Genomic DNA, 19,332 nt, shown 5'->3' with positions numbered 1-19,332 from the left:
GATATTAAAAGCATGTTAAAAACCCACACACTATAACGATATTTCGGTTATCCTTATGGCTGTTTTATTTTCTCTAATTTGTCATTAAAGGAGTTGTCATGACACCTGACAGCGACATTATCATTATTGGTGCCGGCCCTTCAGGATTAAGTCTTGCCGGAGCACTTGCCGACAGCGGTTTGAATATCACCCTTATTGAAAAAAGCCCGTTGGAAGTCCTGCAAAACCCGCCTTATGATGGTCGTGAAATCGCCCTCACTCACCTTTCCAAAGAAATTATGCAACGGTTGGGCATTTGGCAACGCATTCCCGAACATGAAATCTATCCTTTACGTGATGCCAAAGTGCTAAACGGACGATCCGATTACCAATTACACTTTCCGCAACCTGCTTATGCACGTGGAGAGCCTGCCGACTGCTTAGGCTATTTGATTTCAAACCACAATATACGCAAAGCCAGCTATGAAGCCGTAGCGGAAGCCGAAAATATTACATTTATCTGCGGCGAAGGCGTTAAACATGTGAAAACCGATACCGAAGAAGCACAGGTAACACTAGAAAGCGGCCGTACGCTAACCGCCAAACTACTCGTCGCAGCCGACAGCCGTTTTTCACAAACCCGTCGGCAACTCGGCATTGCCTCCGATATGCACGACTACGGCCGAACCATGTTTTTATGCCGGATGAAACACACACTTTCCAACCAGCATACTGCCTATGAATGCTTCCACTATGGACGCACCATCGCCCTGCTACCTTTAGAAGAAAATCTCACCAATACCGTTATCACTGTTGATAGCGACCGGGTTTCCTCCATACAGAATCTGTCTGATCAAGAATTGGCTGCTACAGTGCAACAGCAATTGGGTAATCGTTTAGGTGATATGGAGCTGGTCAGCACCCGTCATGCCTATCCCTTAGTCGGTGTGCTAGCCGAGCGTTTTTACGGCGTACGTAGTGCCTTAATTGGTGATGCTGCTGTCGGCATGCACCCTGTAACAGCACATGGTTTCAATTTAGGACTTGCTAGCGCAGATATTCTGGCAGGCTTAGTTTCCGAAGCAGTCAAACAAGGCAAAGATATTGCCTCACGAGATTTACTTTCCCAATATGACAGTAAACATGCGCTACATGCCCGATCACTTTATTACGGCACCAATATGCTGCTGAAGCTCTTTACCAACGAAGCGCCACCGGCAAAACTGCTCCGTGGCTTGGTATTACGTGTCAGCAATAACCTGCCGCCGTTGAAAAAACTGATTACCCGTCAGCTTACCGGTTAAACAAATAAGCAAAGAATAAAGGCCGTCTGAATGATTCAGACAGCCTTTATATATGTTGATCAGATACCGAGTCACTATAACAAAATAAAAAAACATACCTCTACTTGATTTATTGTGCAACAGGTTTGCTTACTGCCTGCACACAACCCGTTGCCTTATATAAAGCAACAATAATTGCTGCCTGTAGTTTTTCCCATTCCAAAGGAATCACAAAAGACCGTCCCTCCCGAGGCAACATAATTTCATCTGGAGCTCCCCTTATCACAACAGGTACAGAAATTTCGAATTTTTCACCAAATTGACTTCGTGCATTACCGGCAATTGTGTTGGCAACCTCACCAATCAAATCCATAATATTTTCTTCCGAAGTGTCTGTTTCACCCATTAACACCAGTAAACGTCTTGCCATTTGTTGAGGGCAAGTAAAATATACAATACCTCTGGTACATCCAGATACTGCAATCACACCTGAATAATGCTGTGCGGCAGGCATCTTGTTTTCCACCAAATAAGGGGTTCCGATAAATACTTCTTCCCCTGCCACTTGGGTAAAATATTTGCGTACGCCTTCTAAAAAAACTTGTATTTTATCTTCTTTCATTTACAACCTCTGCCGCCATTTCACGAAACGCTTCAAATAAATCCTCATCGGTAAAAGGTTTATAAATAAACCCGCGTGCACCATATTCCAACGCCTTAATACCTGTGGCCTTATCTGCCAATGCGGAAATCACCAGAATATTGGCATTTTCATCTAAGTTGATAATATTACGGATACAAGCCAAACCGTCCATTTTCGGCATCGTCAGATCCATCGTGACTAAATCCGGCTTCAATATTTCATACAACTGTACGGCATCCACCCCGTTGGCTGCCGTAGCCACCACCTCAAACCCCTTGCTTTCAGAGCTGCGTGTAATACGGTTTCGGATAACATTAGAATCATCCACTACCATAATAGTAATCATCATTTTCCCTTTTTATAATGTGTTGTGATTAATTCTTAAAGCCATATCCGATATAGTAAAAAATATCATATATGGCTTTTATCGCCCCAATAGAATATTAAAATTTATTCGGTATGCTTAAGGTAATACATGTATAAGCACCTACCCGAGTAGAAATAGATATTTTACCCTTCAACTTTTTGATTCTATCGTTTACCAGATCCATACCGACACCTCGCCCCGCATCTTCATTTTTATCAGCCATAGTAGAAAATCCGGGCATAAAGATTTTTTGAATCAATGCCTGTTTATCCAACTTGGCAGCCTCTTCCTCAGAATACATATCTTGTTTCACCAAGGCCGCACGGATTAGCTCGGTATCAATGCCGCTACCGTCATCTTGTATATCAAGACGGAAAGTATTTTCTGTTTCTTCTAAAACCAAACGTATATGACCCGACTCCAATTTATGCTTTTGTTTGCGAACCTGAGGCACTTCAATACCGTGCACAACAGCATTTCTTAACAACTGTACCGCCAACTCCTTAAATTGACTTCTTACCATCATACTGATACGTGGGTTGTCCATACCTTCACAATTAAAATCTACTTTTTTACCATTTCGTTCAGCCAGTTCCTGTACATACTTATTGAGCTGTGTTTTCATTGGATCGGACTTTTTAATATGACGTGCGGCAAGTGACGAACGTCCCCCATTTTCGGTAGCTTTATTAATCCGGTTATGTAAATCTTCAATGGTTTGAGTGAGGTTGAACAATTCTTCCAGCGACACAGTCAACATGAGGAAATCCTCTCCGTTTAAAGTGTTTCTTTGCTGTAAATCTTTAAGATTCTCTTCTAGTCTTTCCGCAATAGTCACAAACCCATGTAAACTTAAAGAACTGGCATCCCCTTTCAAACCATGCACTTCTCTAAAAATCATACGTAATTTATCAAAGAAATCTGTTTGAACTTTTACCGGTCGCTTTAAAACCTCGTTAATGCTGTTATTACGCTTTTTAGCTGTATCAATAAAGTCAGTCAGCAATTTGGCATCCGCATTTAAAATGAAAGACAACATTTCCATCTGTAAATCATTTTGCTTACGTTCTTTGGTAATTTTATCGGCCAATAATACCGAATTAGTTTCATCTGTTACGCTAACCAATACACGGGCAATCTCATTATCGTGATATACCCTATTAAATTTAAAGTCTAAATAACGGGTTTCCTTTACCCCTTTCTGATTGGTCACGAGCATAGGGGTACGGTTTAATGGGTTCAAACTACCGATTAATTTTTCCTTAGTTCTCGGATTGTACAGCTGACGCACAAAACTACCGGCAACTTCCAAATCATCGGGATTGCTCACCATGTCAGACAAAACACTGAGCATATTTTGTCCACCAAAGTTTTTTTTACCCCACAGATGCTCTAATTCCTGAGAATATTGTGAACCAATATTTAAATTTTTATCTAATAAAAACAAACCACTGTTTACAGTTTGTAAAATTTCTAGATTCTCACGGCGAACCATAGCCGCTTCTCGGTCGGATTTTGTCAGCCGCCGCATGAAGAACCCTATAAAAAATAAAAAATACAATAGAGATAAAGTGATACCTGCTATCTGAATATTTCTTTGTAAGGTCGCATATTCGATAATATTTTCATTCAGAACGACAATAATCTCATCAATCTGATCATAAATTTCTTCTTGATTTTGTGCTGCGAACTCCGATACTTCTTTCGCAAAGTCGGCATTAGCGCCTGAACCAGCCGGATAAGCAGTTGCCTTGCTCAATAATGATTGGTACTGCCCCCAAATACGCTCAACAACATCCAAGGAACGTCTGGTTTCTTCAATTTCTAAAGGCATGATGTGTTCGACACCTTCCACCACATCATATGCACCACCTTTATCTAAGATGTGAAGCAAACTTTCCGCCGTTTTATGGCGTTCTTCCAACCATTTTTGTTTTTCTATTTGCCGAGTGACATAATGAGCATCTTCAAGCTGCATTTCAGCAGGGTTAGTTGCCGATGCCATTTTTGCCGCATTCTGCTCCAAACTTGAAATTTGCAATGCTTGGGTGGCTGTCAAAATATCGTAGAAAGTATCGCTCAGCGTGCCAGCTGCATCAATTTGGACTTGATTTCTTTGAATTTTGACCGAGATACTGTAACTGTAATACATCAACCCGGAAACTAAAGCCAAGAATATAGCTATGGAAATTGTTACATTACGGTATCGTTTTCTAAGCGAGAAACTCTGTTCACATGACGGTTGAGCAACATTACATGTGGCATTACCCATAAACAGCCCCTTTTTAATAAAGTATGTTAAATATTTTTAATTATCAGAAGCTTTAAAAATGCTTCTTTAGGTATGTTTTCCCAAAAAACTTTCAATAAAGAAATAATATACCAAATAAATTTCCCAATTACATTAATTTACTGAATATGTGTATTAAGCAACATATTATTCAAACATGCTGTTTATATATTTTCTTTCTATTTATAAATACTTAACTATTTATATAGCATGTTGCAAAACTAACACAAATTAAAATTATTTAACAAATAAAAAATAATCTGGAAGAAAATATTTAGCAGACCATTCAAACTACATAATAAATATAATAATCAGCCATTGACTTATACAGCTTAAAGTTGAGCTTACGGGTGTTTTACTGACTATTATGCAATAATAGAAAAAGGTTAAAAATATATTGAATTCATAGACCAACTATCTCAAGATGATGAAATTAATGGTACTTCCATCCATTTATCAGGTATGCTTAAACAATGAAAAAAACCATTTTAATTACAGGGTGCTCGAGCGGAATCGGGTATGACACCGCCAAACAATTACATCAGGCCGGTTGGCGTGTCTTTGCATCCTGCCGTAATCAGGAAGATGTTGACCGTTTACAACGTGAGGGACTATCCGATGCGCTCCGCTTGGATGTCACCGATATCGGTAATATTCAGACGGCCTTTGAAAGCATCTTGGCACAAACCGGCGGATCTTTAGATGCTTTGTTTTGCAATGCCGGTTATGGTCAAGTCGGCGCGGTAGAAGATATTCCAAACGAAGCATTACGCGAACAATTTGCAACCAATGTATTCGGTGCATGGGAATGTATCCGTTTGGCAATGAAAGTATTCCGTAAACAGCAAAGCGGGCGTATTTTAGTCAACAGCAGTATTTTGGGATTTTCCGCCATGCCTTGGCGGGGTGCTTACAACAGTACTAAATTTGCCTTAGAAGGCATGTGCGACACTTTAAGGCATGAAACCTACGGCAGCGGTATTTTTGTCAGCTTGGTCGAACCCGGGCCGATTGCTACCCGTTTCCGCCCGAATGCGTTGAAAAAATTTCTTCAATATATTGATATGTCGGCTAGTGTTCATGCAGACAGCTACCAGCGCCAGTTGAACCGTTTGAAGATGGAAGGTGCTGCCGCACCCTTTACCATGTCGTCTCATGATTGTGCGGCAATTTGTGTGAAAGCATTAACAGCCGACAAACCCAAGCCACGCTATTTGGTTACTTTCCCCACGGTTTTATTTTGGTATTTACGCCGCCTGCTGCCGATTTGGCTGCTTGACCGTATGCAGCGCGGAGCGGTTAAGGGACAGGGTAAAAAATAAATGCACAAGATTTATTTGGCATCCGGCAGCCCGAGAAGACGGGAAATCTTAGAAAACTTAGGCTATACCGTCTTAAAACTGCCTGCCGGTATTGACGAAAGCCCTTTGCCAAACGAAACAGCAGCAGATTATGTATTGCGCATGGCTTACGAAAAAAATGCAGATGCGGTTAGGCGTTGGCAAACGGAATATTCAAACGAACCCGAATATCCTTTGCTCAGCGCAGATACGGTTGTCGCCCTCCGCAACCATATTCTGGGCAAACCCGAATCCGCCGATCATGCTTTTGAAATCCTAAGCCAACTTTCAGGCACGACCCATCAGGTGCTGACCGCCGTATGTATTTATTGGCAAGGTCGTACCTATCATCTTGTGCAACAAAGTGATGTGGATTTCAAAATATTAAATGATGCGGAAATTTCCGCCTATATTGCCAGCGGCGAGCCGATGGATAAGGCAGGTGCCTACGGTATCCAAGGTACAGGCGGTATCTTCGTTGAAAACTTAAAAGGCAGTTTTACCGGCGTGATGGGGCTGCCGGTTTTTGAAACCATCTCTTTATTAAAGACACTAAATATAGAGATACCCCCTTTCAGACGGCCCACATAACCCCCAAATAAAATATAAAGATAGAGACTCAGCAGAACAGTGACAGTGCGACTCTAAAGCCACCTATCTTTAATGTGCCCAGCTGTATATCAAACTGCAGCAATTTATAATTTTTATAAGGAGGACTTAGACAATGAAACTTTATATTTACGATCATTGCCCGTTTTGCATACGCGCCCGCATGGTTGCCGGCTTTCATCATATGAATATAGAAAATATTATTCTGCAAAACGATGACGAAGCCACCCCTATCAGCATGATAGGTGCCAAACAAGTTCCTATTTTGCAAAAAGATGACGGAAGCTATATGGGTGAAAGCCTAGATATTGTCCGATACCTAGACGAACAAGCAGGCAAAGGCCGTCTGAACGAAGATATCCGGCCTGAAATACAAACATGGTTTGATAATGTAAGTAAATATGTAACCCGACTTGTTCATCCTCGTGATGTACTGGTTGATATGCCTGAATTTGCGACACAATCTGCTATTGATTATTTTGTTCGCAAGAAAGAAAAAAATATCGGTAGTTTTCAAGAAAACCTTGATAACACTGATGAATATATGCAAAAAATCAATGCTGATCTAGCCGAACTGGAAAAATGGATCGTTTCCCCAGAAGGATTAAATGGCACATTCAGCATGGAAGATATTCTTATATTTCCAATATTATGTATTCTGACCATTGTGCGCGGGCTGACATTCCCTACCAAGACCCAAGCCTATATTGACCGCATCAGCAAAATGACCAATGTTCCTTTATTTACCGATAAAGCCATTTAATCCAATTGCTTTTCAGACGGCCCTAATGAATACATTTCAATACTTGAGGCCGTCTGAAAACATTGATCACATACTTTATACCAAAGCACAAAAAACTTTTTAAAATTAAAAATTCATAACAAAAAATATTGTTTTCCCTTATTGGAAAACCGTACATTTTTTATCTACCCTACTACCCCCTCTAAAAAAATCCCTTTTATCATTACAACTACTCGAAGTTTTCTCGCAAATCGTGACGATCAAAGATTCATCAATTTTTAAACTTCTCGGCTCATTGTTTTTATCGAATGCTACCGCTTTCAAAGTAAATTGATCATCGTGCGCACCTCTGGCATTGCCCTGCGGAAGGATACAAAAATGGCCGGTACTGCGCTCAGGCAATATCGGCCAAGTTGTTGATGTTTGTTTAAAACTTCGGTTTTGCTGATAGAAGCGCTCCATAAAATTCGCATTTTGCAATAAAGCCGCGTGTACTTGTGACAAGCGTGCATGGCGGATATAAGTTTGATAACCCTCAATTGCAACAACCGCCAAGATAGCAAATACTGCCAAAGTTATCATTAACTCAAGCAGCGTAAAGCCTTTATATTGTTTCAACATACTTTCTCCTTCTATTATCCATAATGAATAGAAAGAGTATGTTTATTTTTCAAGAAATTGTAAATTAAGTTATCAATAAATCTTGCTATGTGTCTTTATTTATACACATAACAATTTTCATCTGTACCTGCTGACTGTTCGCAAACGCTGACAATCCCATCGCCATTAATCTGCATATAACGATTTTCATTGGGATTATTACTTTTATTCGGCTTGGCAATTAGTCTGAAATTATCGCCACTTACTGCTTCATAGCTAATGTCAAAATAGGTATTCTGCTCCAAATCGGCAGCGGCAATCGTGCTCGGAAAATGATGTTGCTGGCTATAATACCGCTCCATTTTCTGAGCATTTAACAATAAACTTGCACGCACGTTTTCCAAGCGCGTTCGGCGGATATAGGTTTGATAGGAAGGATAGGCAATAGTTGCCAAAAGTGCCAATGTTAAAACCACAATCATCAGCTCAACCAATGTAAAACCTTTTTGTTGTTGTTTCATCATATTCGTTCGTTAAAAGAAAGTAAGCGTGTTAGCCGAATGTGTCTTTATCAGACAATATTTTTAAAGTGCCGGATTTAAAATAAAGCAGCTATTCAGACAATCATATTATTTTTTATTTACTGCCTGATTATCAACTTTTCCAACTATACTTATTCAACTTAGAAGTATAATTGTTTCATGTGCTACATATTATATAAAAAGATATTTGGCATCATAAATATGATAAACGGAATAGTTTTCTGATAAAACTGTTGTAATTTATTTCATAAAAATCAAAGCCGGTGGAAAGTTTTGTGAAGAAATAATGTTTAATGAGTAAAATATTTTTATAAAATCTGTTAAATAACAATATATTAAATAAAACAATACTCTTCATTCCACTTGGAGCACAATTACTTTTACAGTAAACTGCTCCTTTCGATTTCATCGGGTATCTCAGGTATCCTTTTTCTCAGTATTATCAAATAAACGATTAAAATTTTTAAAGTAAGTGGAAAACAATGGCAAAAGCAAAAAAATGGATTGCCATATCGGCAGCTATATTAATTGTAGGGGTAGCGGCTTGGTTATACTTCAAGCCTGAACAAAAAATTAATTATCTGACACAAACGGTTAGCCGTATGGATATCCGTAAAACAGTCAGCGCCACTGGTGAAATATCGGCTGCCCAATTGGTCGATGTCGGTGCGCAGGCTTCCGGCCAGATCAAAAAACTTCATGTCAAATTAGGGCAACAGATAACTAAAGGTGATTTGATCGCTGAAATTGATGCCACCACCCAATTAAACTCTTTAAATACATTCAGAGCCAGATTAGAAACCTATCAAGCACAATTGCGCTCGGCCGAAATCAGACGCAATACAGCCGAACGGAAATATCGGCGCGAACAAGCATTATGGGCTGAGCAGGCAACTTCCAAAGCAGAATTGGAAGATGCCGAAGATGCTCGTGCTGCTGCCCGTGCTTCGGTGGCAGAGCTACAATCCCTAATTAAACAAACCCGCATTTCCATCAATACCGCTGAAGCAGATGTTGGCTACACACGTATTGTTTCCCCCATCAACGGTACGGTGGTATCTGTACCTGTAGAAGAAGGGCAAACAGTTAACGCCAATCAAACCACACCCACTATCGTACAAGTTGCAGATCTAAGCAAAATGCTGAATAAAATGCAGATTGCCGAAGGCGACGCCAATAAAGTACAGGCCGGCCAAAAACTGATATTTTCTATATTGGGTGATACCGAAGAAACACCACGTGAAGCCGTTATCGATTCGATTGATCCGGGTCTGACAATTCTTTCACAAGGTGCTTATTCAGCCAAAACCGACACAACCGATACCGCCGTTTATTACTATGCCCGCTCGTTGGTCCCCAATGAAGACAATATGTTACACATTGGCATGACCACGGAAAACAGCATTATTATCAACGACGTTAAAAACGTATTAAGCATCCCGAATCTAGCCGTTAAAACCAGAGAAGGTAAAAAAATTGTGCGTATTCTCGACGATAAAAACCAACCCCAAGAACGTATTGTCAAAACCGGTTTGAGTGACGGCACCAATATCGAAATAACAGAGGGTCTGAAAGAAGGAGAACAAGTGATTCTTTCAGAGTCGGATCCTTCTGCCCCTAATAACAACCGCCCCCGGTTCTAGCAGGGTAACGGAGCGGGTTATGAGTTTAATCGAATGTAAGAATATCAATCGTTATTTCGGTGAAGGCAACAACCGTGTTCACGTATTGAAAGACGTCAGCCTTTCTATCGAAAAAGGGGATTTTGTTGCCATTATCGGCCAATCCGGTTCGGGAAAATCCACGCTGATGAATATTTTAGGGTGTTTGGATACAGCCAGCTCGGGTTCGTACACCATAGACGGCATCGAAACTGCACAAATGTCTGCCGACGAATTGGCCGCTTTACGCCGTAAACGGTTTGGCTTTATTTTCCAAAAGTACAACCTACTTGGTGCGATGAGTGCCCGTGATAATGTAGCCCTGCCTTCCGTTTATGCAGGAACAGGGCCTGCCGAACGCAGCCGGCGCGCAGACAACATTTTGAGCGATTTGGGTTTAAAGGGAAAAGAAAATAATAAACCCAGCGAACTTTCAGGCGGCCAACAGCAACGTGTAAGCATTGCCCGCGCCCTGATGAACGGTGGTGAAATTATTCTTGCCGACGAACCGACCGGTGCTTTAGATACCGAATCGGGCGAAAACGTGATGGAAATCATTCATAACCTACACGAACAAGGTCATACCGTAATTTTGGTTACCCATGACCCTAAAATTGCCGCCCGTGCCAACCGTATTATCGAAATCAGCGACGGCAAAATTATTAACGACACCAGCAAAAACACTGATATTCCAAGCGGTAATGTAAACAGTATTGCAGAAAAAACTTCATGGCTGTTTTTTAAAGATCAATTTTTAGAATCTTTTCGGATGTCGGTACAAGCCATTATGGCGCACAAAATGCGCTCGCTGCTGACCATGCTCGGCATCATTATCGGCATTGCCTCGGTAGTATCGATAGTGGCACTCGGTAAAGGCTCGCAAGAAAAAATTCTCGAAGAAATCAATGCGATCGGCACCAATACCATCAGCATTTACCCAGGGAGCGGTTTTGGCGACCGCAGAGCAAGGCGGATACGTACCCTTACCATTCAAGATGCCACAGCCATCGGTAGACAAAGTTATATTGACAGCACCACACCGATGACCGCTTCCGGCGGCACACTGACTTACCGCAATATGAATCTTTCCGCCCAACTTTATGGTGCAGGCGAACAATATTTCGATGTCCGTGGGATTAAACTGGCCAAAGGCCGTTTTTATGATGCCGACGACGTGAAGCAAAACAATCAAGTGGTGGTGATTGACTACAATACCGAAAATAAACTGTTTGCAGACGGCACCGATCCATTGGGTAAAATCATTTTTTTCCGTAAACGCCCACTGCGGATTATCGGAGTAACAGAACAAGATGACAGCCCTTTCGGCGACAACGAAAGCTTACAGATGTGGGCGCCCTACACAACAGTACTTAACCAGATAACCGGCCAGCGATACATAAGTTCTATCACCGTTAAATTAAAAGACAATGCCAATGCGCAAGCTGCAGAAAACAGCCTGACCGAACTGCTAACTGCCAGACACGGCACCCGCGATTTCTTTATGCAAAACAGCGATAGCATTAAGCAAACCGTAGAAAGCACCACCGAAACCATGACCTTACTGATTTCCAGTATCGCCCTGATTTCCCTGATAGTCGGCGGCATCGGCGTAATGAATATTATGTTGGTATCCGTTACCGAGCGTACCAAAGAAATCGGTATACGCATGGCCATCGGCGCCCGCCAATCAAATATCTTGCAGCAGTTTCTGATCGAAGCCGTTTTAATCTGCCTGATAGGCGGGCTGACCGGCGTACTGTTTTCTTTTGCCATCAGCGTATTGTTTAATCATTTTGTAACCGATTTTGCAATGGCATTTTCAACCATGTCGATTGTTGCCGCCGTTTCCTGCTCCACCATTATCGGCGTGATATTCGGTTTTATGCCGGCCAGACGCGCTTCACGTTTAAACCCGATTGATGCGTTGGCACACGATTAAACCATTCGGACGGCGAAACAAGCTGTCCGAAAACCATCGGAACCGTTTTATGAAACCACACACCTCTTTTCAGACGGCCTTTACCTTAGGAGCGGTTTTCCTACTTGGCGGCTGCGCTATTCAGCATAGTGCCGATCAAAACCTGACTCTGGCGGCAACAGGCAACGTGATTTCCGCCACCGAAACCGCCCAACGCTACCATATCCAGCCCAATTGGTGGGAAGGCTACCAAGACGACCAACTCAATGCCCTTATTCAACAAGCATTCGAGCGCAATATCGATTTAAAGAAAGCCGCCATCCGCATTAACAAAGCCCTTTATCAGGCCAATATTTTAGGGGCGGACTTAGTGCCCGACTTCAACGCTTCCTTGGGCGCCACCAATAATAAAAATCTCGACACCGGCAACAGCAATACCTCATACAGCAGCCAACTCGGTTTGAGCTACGAGCTTGATTTATGGCACAGACTCAATGCCAGAGCCGATGCGCAAGTGTGGGAATATCAGGCAACCGCCCAAGATATGGCCGCCACCCGATTAACCCTGGCCAACAATATTGCCGATGCCTATTTCAATATTGCCTATCTCAACGAAGCCATCAACCTAACTGAAAAAACCATTCAGCAATATCAAGAAATCAGCCGCATTATGTCGGCCAAATACCGCTATGGCAAAGTAGATGCCGCCAGCCCGCGGCAGGCCGAGCAATCGCTCTTAGCCGCACAAAGCAGTCTGACGCAATTGGCCACGCAAAAAGAAACCGCCGAAGAAGTGCTTAGAAATCTATTAAACCTCAAACCCGGCGAATCACCCGCCGCCGACCCCGCCGATTTCCGCCTGCATGATGTCATCGGCGTAGATTTAAACGTTCCCGTTGCCACACTGGCCAACCGCCCCGATCTGCGCGCGGCCGAATACCGGTTGCAATCGGCCTTGAAAAATGTTGATGCGCAAAAACGCAGCTATTATCCGAGTATCACCATCGGTGCCAGCCTCAGCACCGCTTCCGACACGGCCGGCACCTTATTTGATGTGCCGTTCCTAGGCAGTTCGGTGAGAATCAACCTGCCTTTTTTGGATTGGAAAACGCTGAAATGGACGAATAAAAATGCCGAAGCCGATTTTCAAGCGGCCAATCTAGATTTTGAACAAGCCGTGACCTCCGCATTAAACGAAGTCGCCGCGAATTACCAAAAATACCGCAATGCCCTGCAAACCTATGCCGACAGCCAACAACAATATGCCCTACGGCAAAAAAACAGCCGCTATTATCAAATACGCTATGAAAACGGTAAAAACGAATTAAGAGTCTGGCTGGAAGCATTAAACGATGAATACGGCGCCGCCCGCAATCTATTAAACCAGCGCTATGAAAGCCTGCAATACGAAAACATGATCTATAAAGCCATGGCCGGCCGTTACAGCAGCAGCAATAGTGTGAGCAATACGATGGCAAAATAAGTGTCTCCCCCCAAAACACCATTCTATTGAAAACCAAATAAAACAAACAGTTGATTATCATCGCCAGGCCGTCTGAAAAATTTTCAGACGGCCTTATCTACACCTGATTGGTTTAAAAGAAATTTAACGCTACAATAACTGTTCCACATTCGTTGTCTCGGGAAACGCCATGACCAATATCGCACAAGCCCCCAGCAGCATTGCACCGAATCTTGACGACTATCACCAATGGTTCAACGGCTATGTTGCCAAACTCGGCGACAAAGATGCACAGCTATTGCTTAACGCACGCAAACTGGTTCAAGAATATTATCCCGTTGACGGCCTCACCGTAGACGGCGAACCTTTGATGAGCCATTTTCTCGGCGCCGCACAAATGGTTGCCGAAATGGATTTGCTGCCGGACGCCGTCGCCGCCACCATACTCACCCAAATTCCATCTTTTTATCCTGAATGGCAGGAAACGGTGACCGAAAAATGCGGTGCGTCGGTATGCAATCTCGTTAAAGGCATCGACGAAGTACAAAAGCTGACTCATTTTGCCCGCGTTGACAGCTTGGCAACACCCGAAGAGCGGGCGCAACAAGCCGAAACCATGCGCAAAATGCTGTTGGCGATGGTAAGCGATATCCGTGTAGTGCTGATTAAACTGGCACTGCGTACCCGCACCATGCAATTTATCGGCACCCTGCCCGATAGCGAAGAAAAACGCGCCCTAGCAAAAGAAACACTCGATATTTTCGCCCCGTTGGCCAACCGTTTGGGGGTTTGGCAGCTTAAATGGCAACTCGAAGACTTGGGTTTTCGTCATCAAAACCCTGAGAAATACAAAGAAATCGCCACACTATTAGATGAAAAGCGTACCGAACGGCTCGAATATATCAAGAACTTTCTCGGTAATTTACGTACCGAATTGGATAAATACCATATTCATTACGACGTAGCCGGCCGCCCCAAACATATCTATTCCATTTATAAAAAAATGGTGAAGAAAAAAATTGGCTTTGAAGGGCTTTACGATATCCGTGCCGTGCGTATTCTCGTTGATACCGTTGCCGAGTGCTATACCACATTGGGCATCGTCCACAGCCTTTGGCAACCTGTACCCGGCGAGTTTGACGACTATATCGCCCAACCCAAAGGCAACGGCTATAAAAGCCTGCATACCGTAGTCATCGGGCCGCAAGACAAAGGTGTGGAAGTGCAAATCCGCACCTTCGATATGCACCAATTCAATGAATTCGGGGTAGCGGCACACTGGCGCTATAAAGAAGGCGGCAAGGGCGACAGTGCCTACGAACAAAAAATCGCATGGCTGCGCCAACTACTCGAGTGGCGTGAAAACATGGCCGACCACGATAGTGAAGACTTGGCCGGCGCATTCCGTACCGAATTGTTCAACGATACGATTTATGTGCTCACACCGCACGGTAAGGTTTTATCACTGCCCACCGGCTCGACCCCCATCGACTTTGCCTATGCATTGCACAGCAGCATCGGCGACCGCTGCCGCGGTGCGAAAGTAGACGGACAAATTGTGCCGCTGTCTACCCAACTCGAAAACGGCCAACGGGTGGAAATCATTACTGCCAAAGAAGGCTCGCCGTCGGTGAACTGGCTCTATGAGGGCTGGGTAAAATCCAGCAAAGCCATCAGCAAAATCCGAGCGTTTATCCGCCAGCAAAATGCCGATTCCGTGCGTGAAAATGGTCGTACCCAGCTTGAAAAACAACTGACAAAAGTTGTGCCGAAGCCTAATTTGCAAGACTTATCCGAAAAACTCGGCTTTAAAAAAATCGAAGATTTATACACCGCCGTCGGTCAGGGTGAAATCTCACCGCGTGCCATTCAAAAAGCCTGCGGAAAATTGGTCGAACCACCGCCTGTGCCGGTAGATGAAACCACCATTATCAAACAATCGAAAATCAAAAAAGGCGGTAAAAACGGCGTATTGGTAGACGGCGAAGACGGCTTGCTGACAACCTTAGCCAAATGCTGCAAACCGGCGCCGCCCGATAATATTGTCGGCTTTGTCACCCGCGGGCGCGGTATTTCGATACACCGCAGCAACTGCCCGTCATTCCAACACTTGGCCGAACAATCTCCCGATAAGGTATTGAGCGCCACTTGGGCGCAAGCACAAGAGGGGCAAGTTTTTGCGGTGGATGTAGAAGTCCGCGCTCAAGACCGCAACGGTTTGTTACGCGACATTTCCGATGCCTTTGCCCGCCACAAACTCAATGTAACCGCGGTACAAACACAAAGCCGCAATTTGGAAGCCAGTTTGCGTTTTACGCTGGAAGTGAGGCAGGTGGATGATCTGCCGCGCGTATTGGCCAATATTATGGAAATTAACGGCGTATTGAGTGTTACCCGCCTTTAACTCTAAATCTGCCAATAGGCCGTCTGAAAGCATTCAGACGGCCTTATTCATCATTTTGCCCACTTCTTAAAAACAGCCATACTATTAAATAACCTTAAAAACAATTTCAAAAAAATCAAATAATCAGGCAGTATTGTATCGAACCTATTTTTTTATTGTTTTTAAACCATTCGCCCATACATAGCGAAAAATGCTTAACGAATAAAACAATGCTTTCATCTAAAATATTTCTCACGTGTGCATAAAGATAATAACAATGAGTAAACTATTTTCTTTTCAAGCCGTCTGAAAAGGTGTGGCAGCAATAAACGAGCTATAACGCAAACCGACCTGACAAATAAACCGCATCGGTCAAATGGCTTATTTTTTTTAATATATTTTATTCAGACGGCCTATAAAACTTCACACATAAATTATGAATACACACCCAAACAATACCGAAACCAACACAGCTTATCGGGCAGCCGTTATCAGCCTGTGTGCACTCATCGCCATCAGTCTGGCATGGGAACTATGGCTTGCGCCCCTGCGCCCGGGCGGTTCGTGGTTAGCATTGAAGGCTCTGCCTTTATGCCTGCCGTTAAGCGGAATATTAAAAGGCCGGATTTATACTTTTCAATACAGCAGCCTGTTGGTTTTACCTTATTTTGCCGAAGCAGTGGTCAGGTTGTTTGATGCTTCTACCGTCAGCAAAGCTTGTGCTGCATTTGCTTTGATTTGCTCGCTTGTTTTTTTTAGCGCCTGCCTGATGTATGTACGCCGACAAAGAAAGGCGGCCGAACATGTATAGCCGCTTTTCAGACGGCCGTGAAACGGTATGGGCATGGTGCTTATGGCCGCTATGGCTTTGTTTTCTATGGATAGGTGCGGGGCCTTTTCTCTCGCTTTACCGGGTCGGCCCGCTGTCCAGCTTTTATTTGGAGGCCGCTTCTTTATCGGGTGCGGCGGTGTTGCTGTTGCTCACTGCCCTAACAGGACGTCTGAATGTGAAGCTGCCTGCCGCTTCGGTCTATTTTTTGGTATTGGCCGCATTTTGGTGGCTTCAGGCAAGGGTGATGAATCTGGTTTATCCGGGCATGAGCGATATGGCCGTATCGGCTTTTATTACTCTTGCACTGACCGCATGGGCATGCCGCGGTTGGATAGCGGATGTCGGACAAGAGCGCGTGGTCTCGGTATTCGCTTGGGCATTGGCTATCGGCGCACTGATACAGGCCGCCGTCGCCCTCATGCAGTTTACAGGTTGGGCGTCGGATAGCATGTTCCGCGGCATTATTGCCTACCGCGGTTTGCGTGAAGTCAACGGCCAGCTCGGCCAGCGTAATCATTTAGGGCATTATCTGATGTGGGGTGTGTTGGCGGCTTCTTATTTGTGGTCGCAACGCCGAATGCCGGGTTGGTTGGGATTAATTTGGGTACTAGCACTGACATTTGCTTTAGGGTTGGTGAACTCGCGCACAATTTTCACTTATGTGGTCGGTGTGGGTTTGCTGCTGCCGTTATGGCGTTTATATGCCGGACGTGCCGCCAACCGTATTGTTGTGATTATCGCTTTTGCCCTTATGTGTACGGTGGCGGTTCAATTCGGCATGAGCTATTTGCTGGATTGGTTATCCGGAGTGCAATACGACACGGCGTTAGCACGGGTGGAAGGCGGCAGCTTCGGCGGCTCCGCCCGCGATATCGAATGGCATAAGGCATGGACAATATTCTTATCCGCACCTGTTTGGGGACACGGTTGGGGCAGCTATGCACAGCAAGGCTTCTTAATAGACGGTCAGGCAGACGGCTTCAGCAATAATCTATTGAATGTTCTGTTTACACATTCGCATAATTTAATATTGCAATTATTGTCTGAAATGGGTTTGGTCGGCACCTTAGTGGTGGTATTGGGCTTTTTGGCCGTTATCAAGCGTATGTTCAGACGGCCTGCCAATATGGCATCACTGCTACTATTATCTTTAATGGCAGTATCGCTTTGTCATAGCATGCTCGAATATCCGCTTTGGTATATCTACTTTTTGGTGCCGTTTGCAGTTATGGCCAGCCTTTCACCGGCGCAAGAAAATGATGTGGCCGATACCCATGCCGTTGCACGCCGATACAATATCGGTGGCTCGGTATTGGCCGTATTGATACTGGCGGCGATTGTGCGGCTTGGCTTTGCCTATACCGATTTAACCGCATTCGACCGCCGTTTAAAAAATGAAACGGCCGCACAAGCGGCAGACAAAATAAACGGCTTGAGAGAAATTGCCGCAAACGAACCGATGCTTCGCTATTATGCGCAGCTGTCGTTAACCAGAAAGGTGAACCCCGCCGACAGCGCTATTTATTCATGGGCGGCAGAAGCGGCGCAACAAGCCTTGATGTACCGCCCCTATTCCAGCACTTATCAGGTCGGTTTGTACCGCTACCGATCAGGAGAAACGCAACAGGCCGAACAATGGCTGCATCATACCTACCGTTATTATCCTTATATGATGCCCCATTATGCCGACAAAATCCGCAGCAACGCGGTATTGAAGCCATTGGAAACACAAATTGCTGCCGATTGCACAACCTTTCGTCGGCAATATCCTGAAGCCAAAACATGTGAAGAATAAAATACCGCCGATTACAACAGTAAACAGGCCGTCTGAAATGTAAAGGCCGCCCGATGCATTGCAAAAAAGCGCAAAAGCATAGAAGTACATGCTATCAAGAAAGCTGATTTGCATGTTAAGATTAACAATCATTTCGGCTGCATATTTTTTTATTAAGCAGCCATAACCAGAAAAGGTAAAGGACAAACCATGAGTCGCGTATTATTGGTAGATGATGATGCTTTGTTAACCGAATTATTAACCGAATACCTAACGGCCGAAGGTTTAAACGTCAACAGCGTACCCGACGGTGAAGCCGGTGTTCAGGAAATTCTTTCCGGCCAATACGATGTGGTCGTATTGGACTCCATGATGCCGAAAATGAACGGCTTGGACGTATTGAAAAACGTCCGCAACCAAAGCAAGGTGCCCATCATCATGCTAACCGCCAAAGGCGATGATATCGACCGTATTATCGGCTTGGAAATGGGTGCCGACGATTATGTACCAAAGCCCTGCACACCACGCGAGCTATTGGCACGTATCAACGCCATCTTGCGCCGCGCACAACAATCAGGCGAGCAAAGTGCCAGCCCCAACAGCATTTCCGTTAGCGATGTGGTGCTTTATCCGGCCAAACGCCAAGCAGCCATTAAAGATGTTCCGCTTGAGCTGACCAGCACCGAATTCAACCTGCTTGAAGTGCTGATGCGCCATGCCGGTCAGGTAGTGAGCAAAGAAACCTTATCGGTAGAAGCGCTCGACCGCAAACTGGCTAAGTTCGACCGCAGCATTGACGTGCATATTTCAAGTATCCGCCACAAACTCGGTGATGCTTCGCTGATCCAAACCGTGCGCGGCTTGGGCTACCTGTTTGTTAAAAACTGATTTCTTATAAAGATAAAAC

The 19,332-nt window shown here is 44.2% G+C and carries 16 protein-coding genes; 11 read left to right on the top strand and 5 right to left on the bottom strand.

Annotated features, from left to right (window positions below):
- Positions 1-98: 98 nt before the first annotated feature.
- Entirely contained in the window at positions 99-1,283 is a 1,185-nt protein-coding gene (gene ubiM, locus D0T92_RS04840; protein ID WP_151050744.1) for a 5-demethoxyubiquinol-8 5-hydroxylase UbiM, read from the top strand.
- Positions 1,284-1,392: 109 nt separating this feature from the next.
- Here the strand turns inward: ubiM and D0T92_RS04835 are convergent, their stop codons facing one another.
- The 3 genes from D0T92_RS04835 to D0T92_RS04825 all read right to left on the bottom strand — a co-directional run bounded on the left by D0T92_RS04835 (position 1,393) and on the right by D0T92_RS04825 (position 4,544).
- Positions 1,393-1,884, bottom strand: a complete 492-nt coding sequence (locus tag D0T92_RS04835) for a chemotaxis protein CheX (protein WP_151050742.1) — start codon at positions 1,882-1,884, stop codon at positions 1,393-1,395.
- A complete protein-coding gene (locus tag D0T92_RS04830; RefSeq protein ID WP_151050740.1) occupies positions 1,871-2,254 on the bottom strand; it encodes a response regulator in 384 nt (127 codons plus the stop codon). The genes D0T92_RS04835 and D0T92_RS04830 overlap by 14 nt, the downstream gene beginning before the upstream one ends.
- A gap of 94 nt (positions 2,255-2,348) precedes the next feature.
- Positions 2,349-4,544: an ATP-binding protein gene (locus D0T92_RS04825; protein WP_151050738.1), complete on the bottom strand. Its 2,196-nt coding sequence runs from the start codon at positions 4,542-4,544 to the stop codon at positions 2,349-2,351.
- Positions 4,545-5,035: 491 nt separating this feature from the next.
- Between D0T92_RS04825 and D0T92_RS04820 the strand changes: the two genes are divergently transcribed.
- The 3 genes from D0T92_RS04820 (at position 5,036) to grxB (ending at position 7,274) form a co-directional block, all read left to right on the top strand.
- Positions 5,036-5,884, top strand: a complete 849-nt coding sequence (locus D0T92_RS04820; RefSeq protein ID WP_151050736.1) for an SDR family NAD(P)-dependent oxidoreductase — start codon at positions 5,036-5,038, stop codon at positions 5,882-5,884.
- Positions 5,885-6,493 (top strand): Maf family protein, encoded by a 609-nt coding sequence (locus tag D0T92_RS04815; RefSeq protein WP_151050734.1) that lies wholly within the window; start codon positions 5,885-5,887, stop codon positions 6,491-6,493.
- A gap of 133 nt (positions 6,494-6,626) precedes the next feature.
- Positions 6,627-7,274, top strand: a complete 648-nt coding sequence (gene grxB, locus D0T92_RS04810) for a glutaredoxin 2 (protein ID WP_151050731.1) — start codon at positions 6,627-6,629, stop codon at positions 7,272-7,274.
- Between the two features lie 138 nt (positions 7,275-7,412).
- On the opposite strand, the gene D0T92_RS04805 is transcribed toward grxB, so the two are convergent.
- Together D0T92_RS04805 and D0T92_RS04800 are read right to left on the bottom strand one after the other, a co-directional pair.
- Positions 7,413-7,874 carry a type IV pilin protein gene (locus D0T92_RS04805; RefSeq protein WP_151050729.1) on the bottom strand — a complete coding sequence of 154 codons (462 nt, stop codon included), beginning with the start codon at positions 7,872-7,874 and terminating at the stop codon, positions 7,413-7,415.
- A 95-nt stretch (positions 7,875-7,969) separates the two neighbouring features.
- Complete coding sequence (locus D0T92_RS04800) at positions 7,970-8,377, bottom strand: type IV pilin protein (RefSeq protein ID WP_318527730.1); 408 nt, start codon at positions 8,375-8,377, stop codon at positions 7,970-7,972.
- A gap of 500 nt (positions 8,378-8,877) precedes the next feature.
- On the opposite strand from D0T92_RS04800, the gene D0T92_RS04795 reads away from it, so the two are divergent.
- The 7 genes from D0T92_RS04795 (at position 8,878) to misR (ending at position 19,313) form a co-directional block, all read left to right on the top strand.
- Positions 8,878-10,038 (top strand): efflux RND transporter periplasmic adaptor subunit, encoded by a 1,161-nt coding sequence (locus D0T92_RS04795; RefSeq protein WP_151050727.1) that lies wholly within the window; start codon positions 8,878-8,880, stop codon positions 10,036-10,038.
- A gap of 19 nt (positions 10,039-10,057) precedes the next feature.
- Positions 10,058-11,995, top strand: a complete 1,938-nt coding sequence (locus tag D0T92_RS04790; protein ID WP_151050725.1) for a MacB family efflux pump subunit — start codon at positions 10,058-10,060, stop codon at positions 11,993-11,995.
- A 49-nt stretch (positions 11,996-12,044) separates the two neighbouring features.
- A complete protein-coding gene (locus tag D0T92_RS04785; RefSeq protein ID WP_151050723.1) occupies positions 12,045-13,457 on the top strand; it encodes a TolC family protein in 1,413 nt (470 codons plus the stop codon).
- Positions 13,458-13,626: 169 nt separating this feature from the next.
- Entirely contained in the window at positions 13,627-15,840 is a 2,214-nt protein-coding gene (locus tag D0T92_RS04780) for a RelA/SpoT family protein (RefSeq protein ID WP_151050721.1), read from the top strand.
- 415 nt (positions 15,841-16,255) lie between these two features.
- A complete protein-coding gene (locus D0T92_RS04775) occupies positions 16,256-16,630 on the top strand; it encodes a DUF2069 domain-containing protein (protein WP_151050719.1) in 375 nt (124 codons plus the stop codon).
- Entirely contained in the window at positions 16,623-18,446 is a 1,824-nt protein-coding gene (locus D0T92_RS04770) for a PglL family O-oligosaccharyltransferase (protein WP_151050717.1), read from the top strand. Before D0T92_RS04775 ends, D0T92_RS04770 begins: the two co-directional genes overlap by 8 nt.
- Before the next feature lie 189 nt (positions 18,447-18,635).
- Positions 18,636-19,313, top strand: coding sequence for a two-component system response regulator MisR (gene misR, locus D0T92_RS04765; protein ID WP_151050715.1), 678 nt, complete (start codon positions 18,636-18,638; stop codon positions 19,311-19,313).
- Positions 19,314-19,332: the final 19 nt, after the last annotated feature.

It is taken from the genome of Neisseria zalophi (genome assembly GCF_008807015.1).
Lineage (GTDB): Bacteria > Pseudomonadota > Gammaproteobacteria > Burkholderiales > Neisseriaceae > Neisseria > Neisseria zalophi.
The sequence above is the reverse complement of the archived record's forward strand: the minus strand, read 5'-3'. Positions and strand labels throughout refer to the sequence as shown.

Coding starts and splice junctions, on each gene's coding strand:
- misR (WP_151050715.1), top strand. CDS start 18,636: ATGAGTCGCGTATTATTGGTAGATGATGATGCTTTGTTAACCGAATTA.
- D0T92_RS04835 (WP_151050742.1), bottom strand. CDS start 1,884: ATGAAAGAAGATAAAATACAAGTTTTTTTAGAAGGCGTACGCAAATAT.
- grxB (WP_151050731.1), top strand. CDS start 6,627: ATGAAACTTTATATTTACGATCATTGCCCGTTTTGCATACGCGCCCGC.
- D0T92_RS04780 (WP_151050721.1), top strand. CDS start 13,627: ATGACCAATATCGCACAAGCCCCCAGCAGCATTGCACCGAATCTTGAC.
- D0T92_RS04785 (WP_151050723.1), top strand. CDS start 12,045: ATGAAACCACACACCTCTTTTCAGACGGCCTTTACCTTAGGAGCGGTT.
- D0T92_RS04805 (WP_151050729.1), bottom strand. CDS start 7,874: ATGTTGAAACAATATAAAGGCTTTACGCTGCTTGAGTTAATGATAACT.
- D0T92_RS04820 (WP_151050736.1), top strand. CDS start 5,036: ATGAAAAAAACCATTTTAATTACAGGGTGCTCGAGCGGAATCGGGTAT.
- D0T92_RS04815 (WP_151050734.1), top strand. CDS start 5,885: ATGCACAAGATTTATTTGGCATCCGGCAGCCCGAGAAGACGGGAAATC.
- D0T92_RS04795 (WP_151050727.1), top strand. CDS start 8,878: ATGGCAAAAGCAAAAAAATGGATTGCCATATCGGCAGCTATATTAATT.
- D0T92_RS04790 (WP_151050725.1), top strand. CDS start 10,058: ATGAGTTTAATCGAATGTAAGAATATCAATCGTTATTTCGGTGAAGGC.
- D0T92_RS04825 (WP_151050738.1), bottom strand. CDS start 4,544: ATGGGTAATGCCACATGTAATGTTGCTCAACCGTCATGTGAACAGAGT.
- ubiM (WP_151050744.1), top strand. CDS start 99: ATGACACCTGACAGCGACATTATCATTATTGGTGCCGGCCCTTCAGGA.
- D0T92_RS04800 (WP_318527730.1), bottom strand. CDS start 8,377: ATGATGAAACAACAACAAAAAGGTTTTACATTGGTTGAGCTGATGATT.
- D0T92_RS04775 (WP_151050719.1), top strand. CDS start 16,256: ATGAATACACACCCAAACAATACCGAAACCAACACAGCTTATCGGGCA.
- D0T92_RS04770 (WP_151050717.1), top strand. CDS start 16,623: ATGTATAGCCGCTTTTCAGACGGCCGTGAAACGGTATGGGCATGGTGC.
- D0T92_RS04830 (WP_151050740.1), bottom strand. CDS start 2,254: ATGATGATTACTATTATGGTAGTGGATGATTCTAATGTTATCCGAAAC.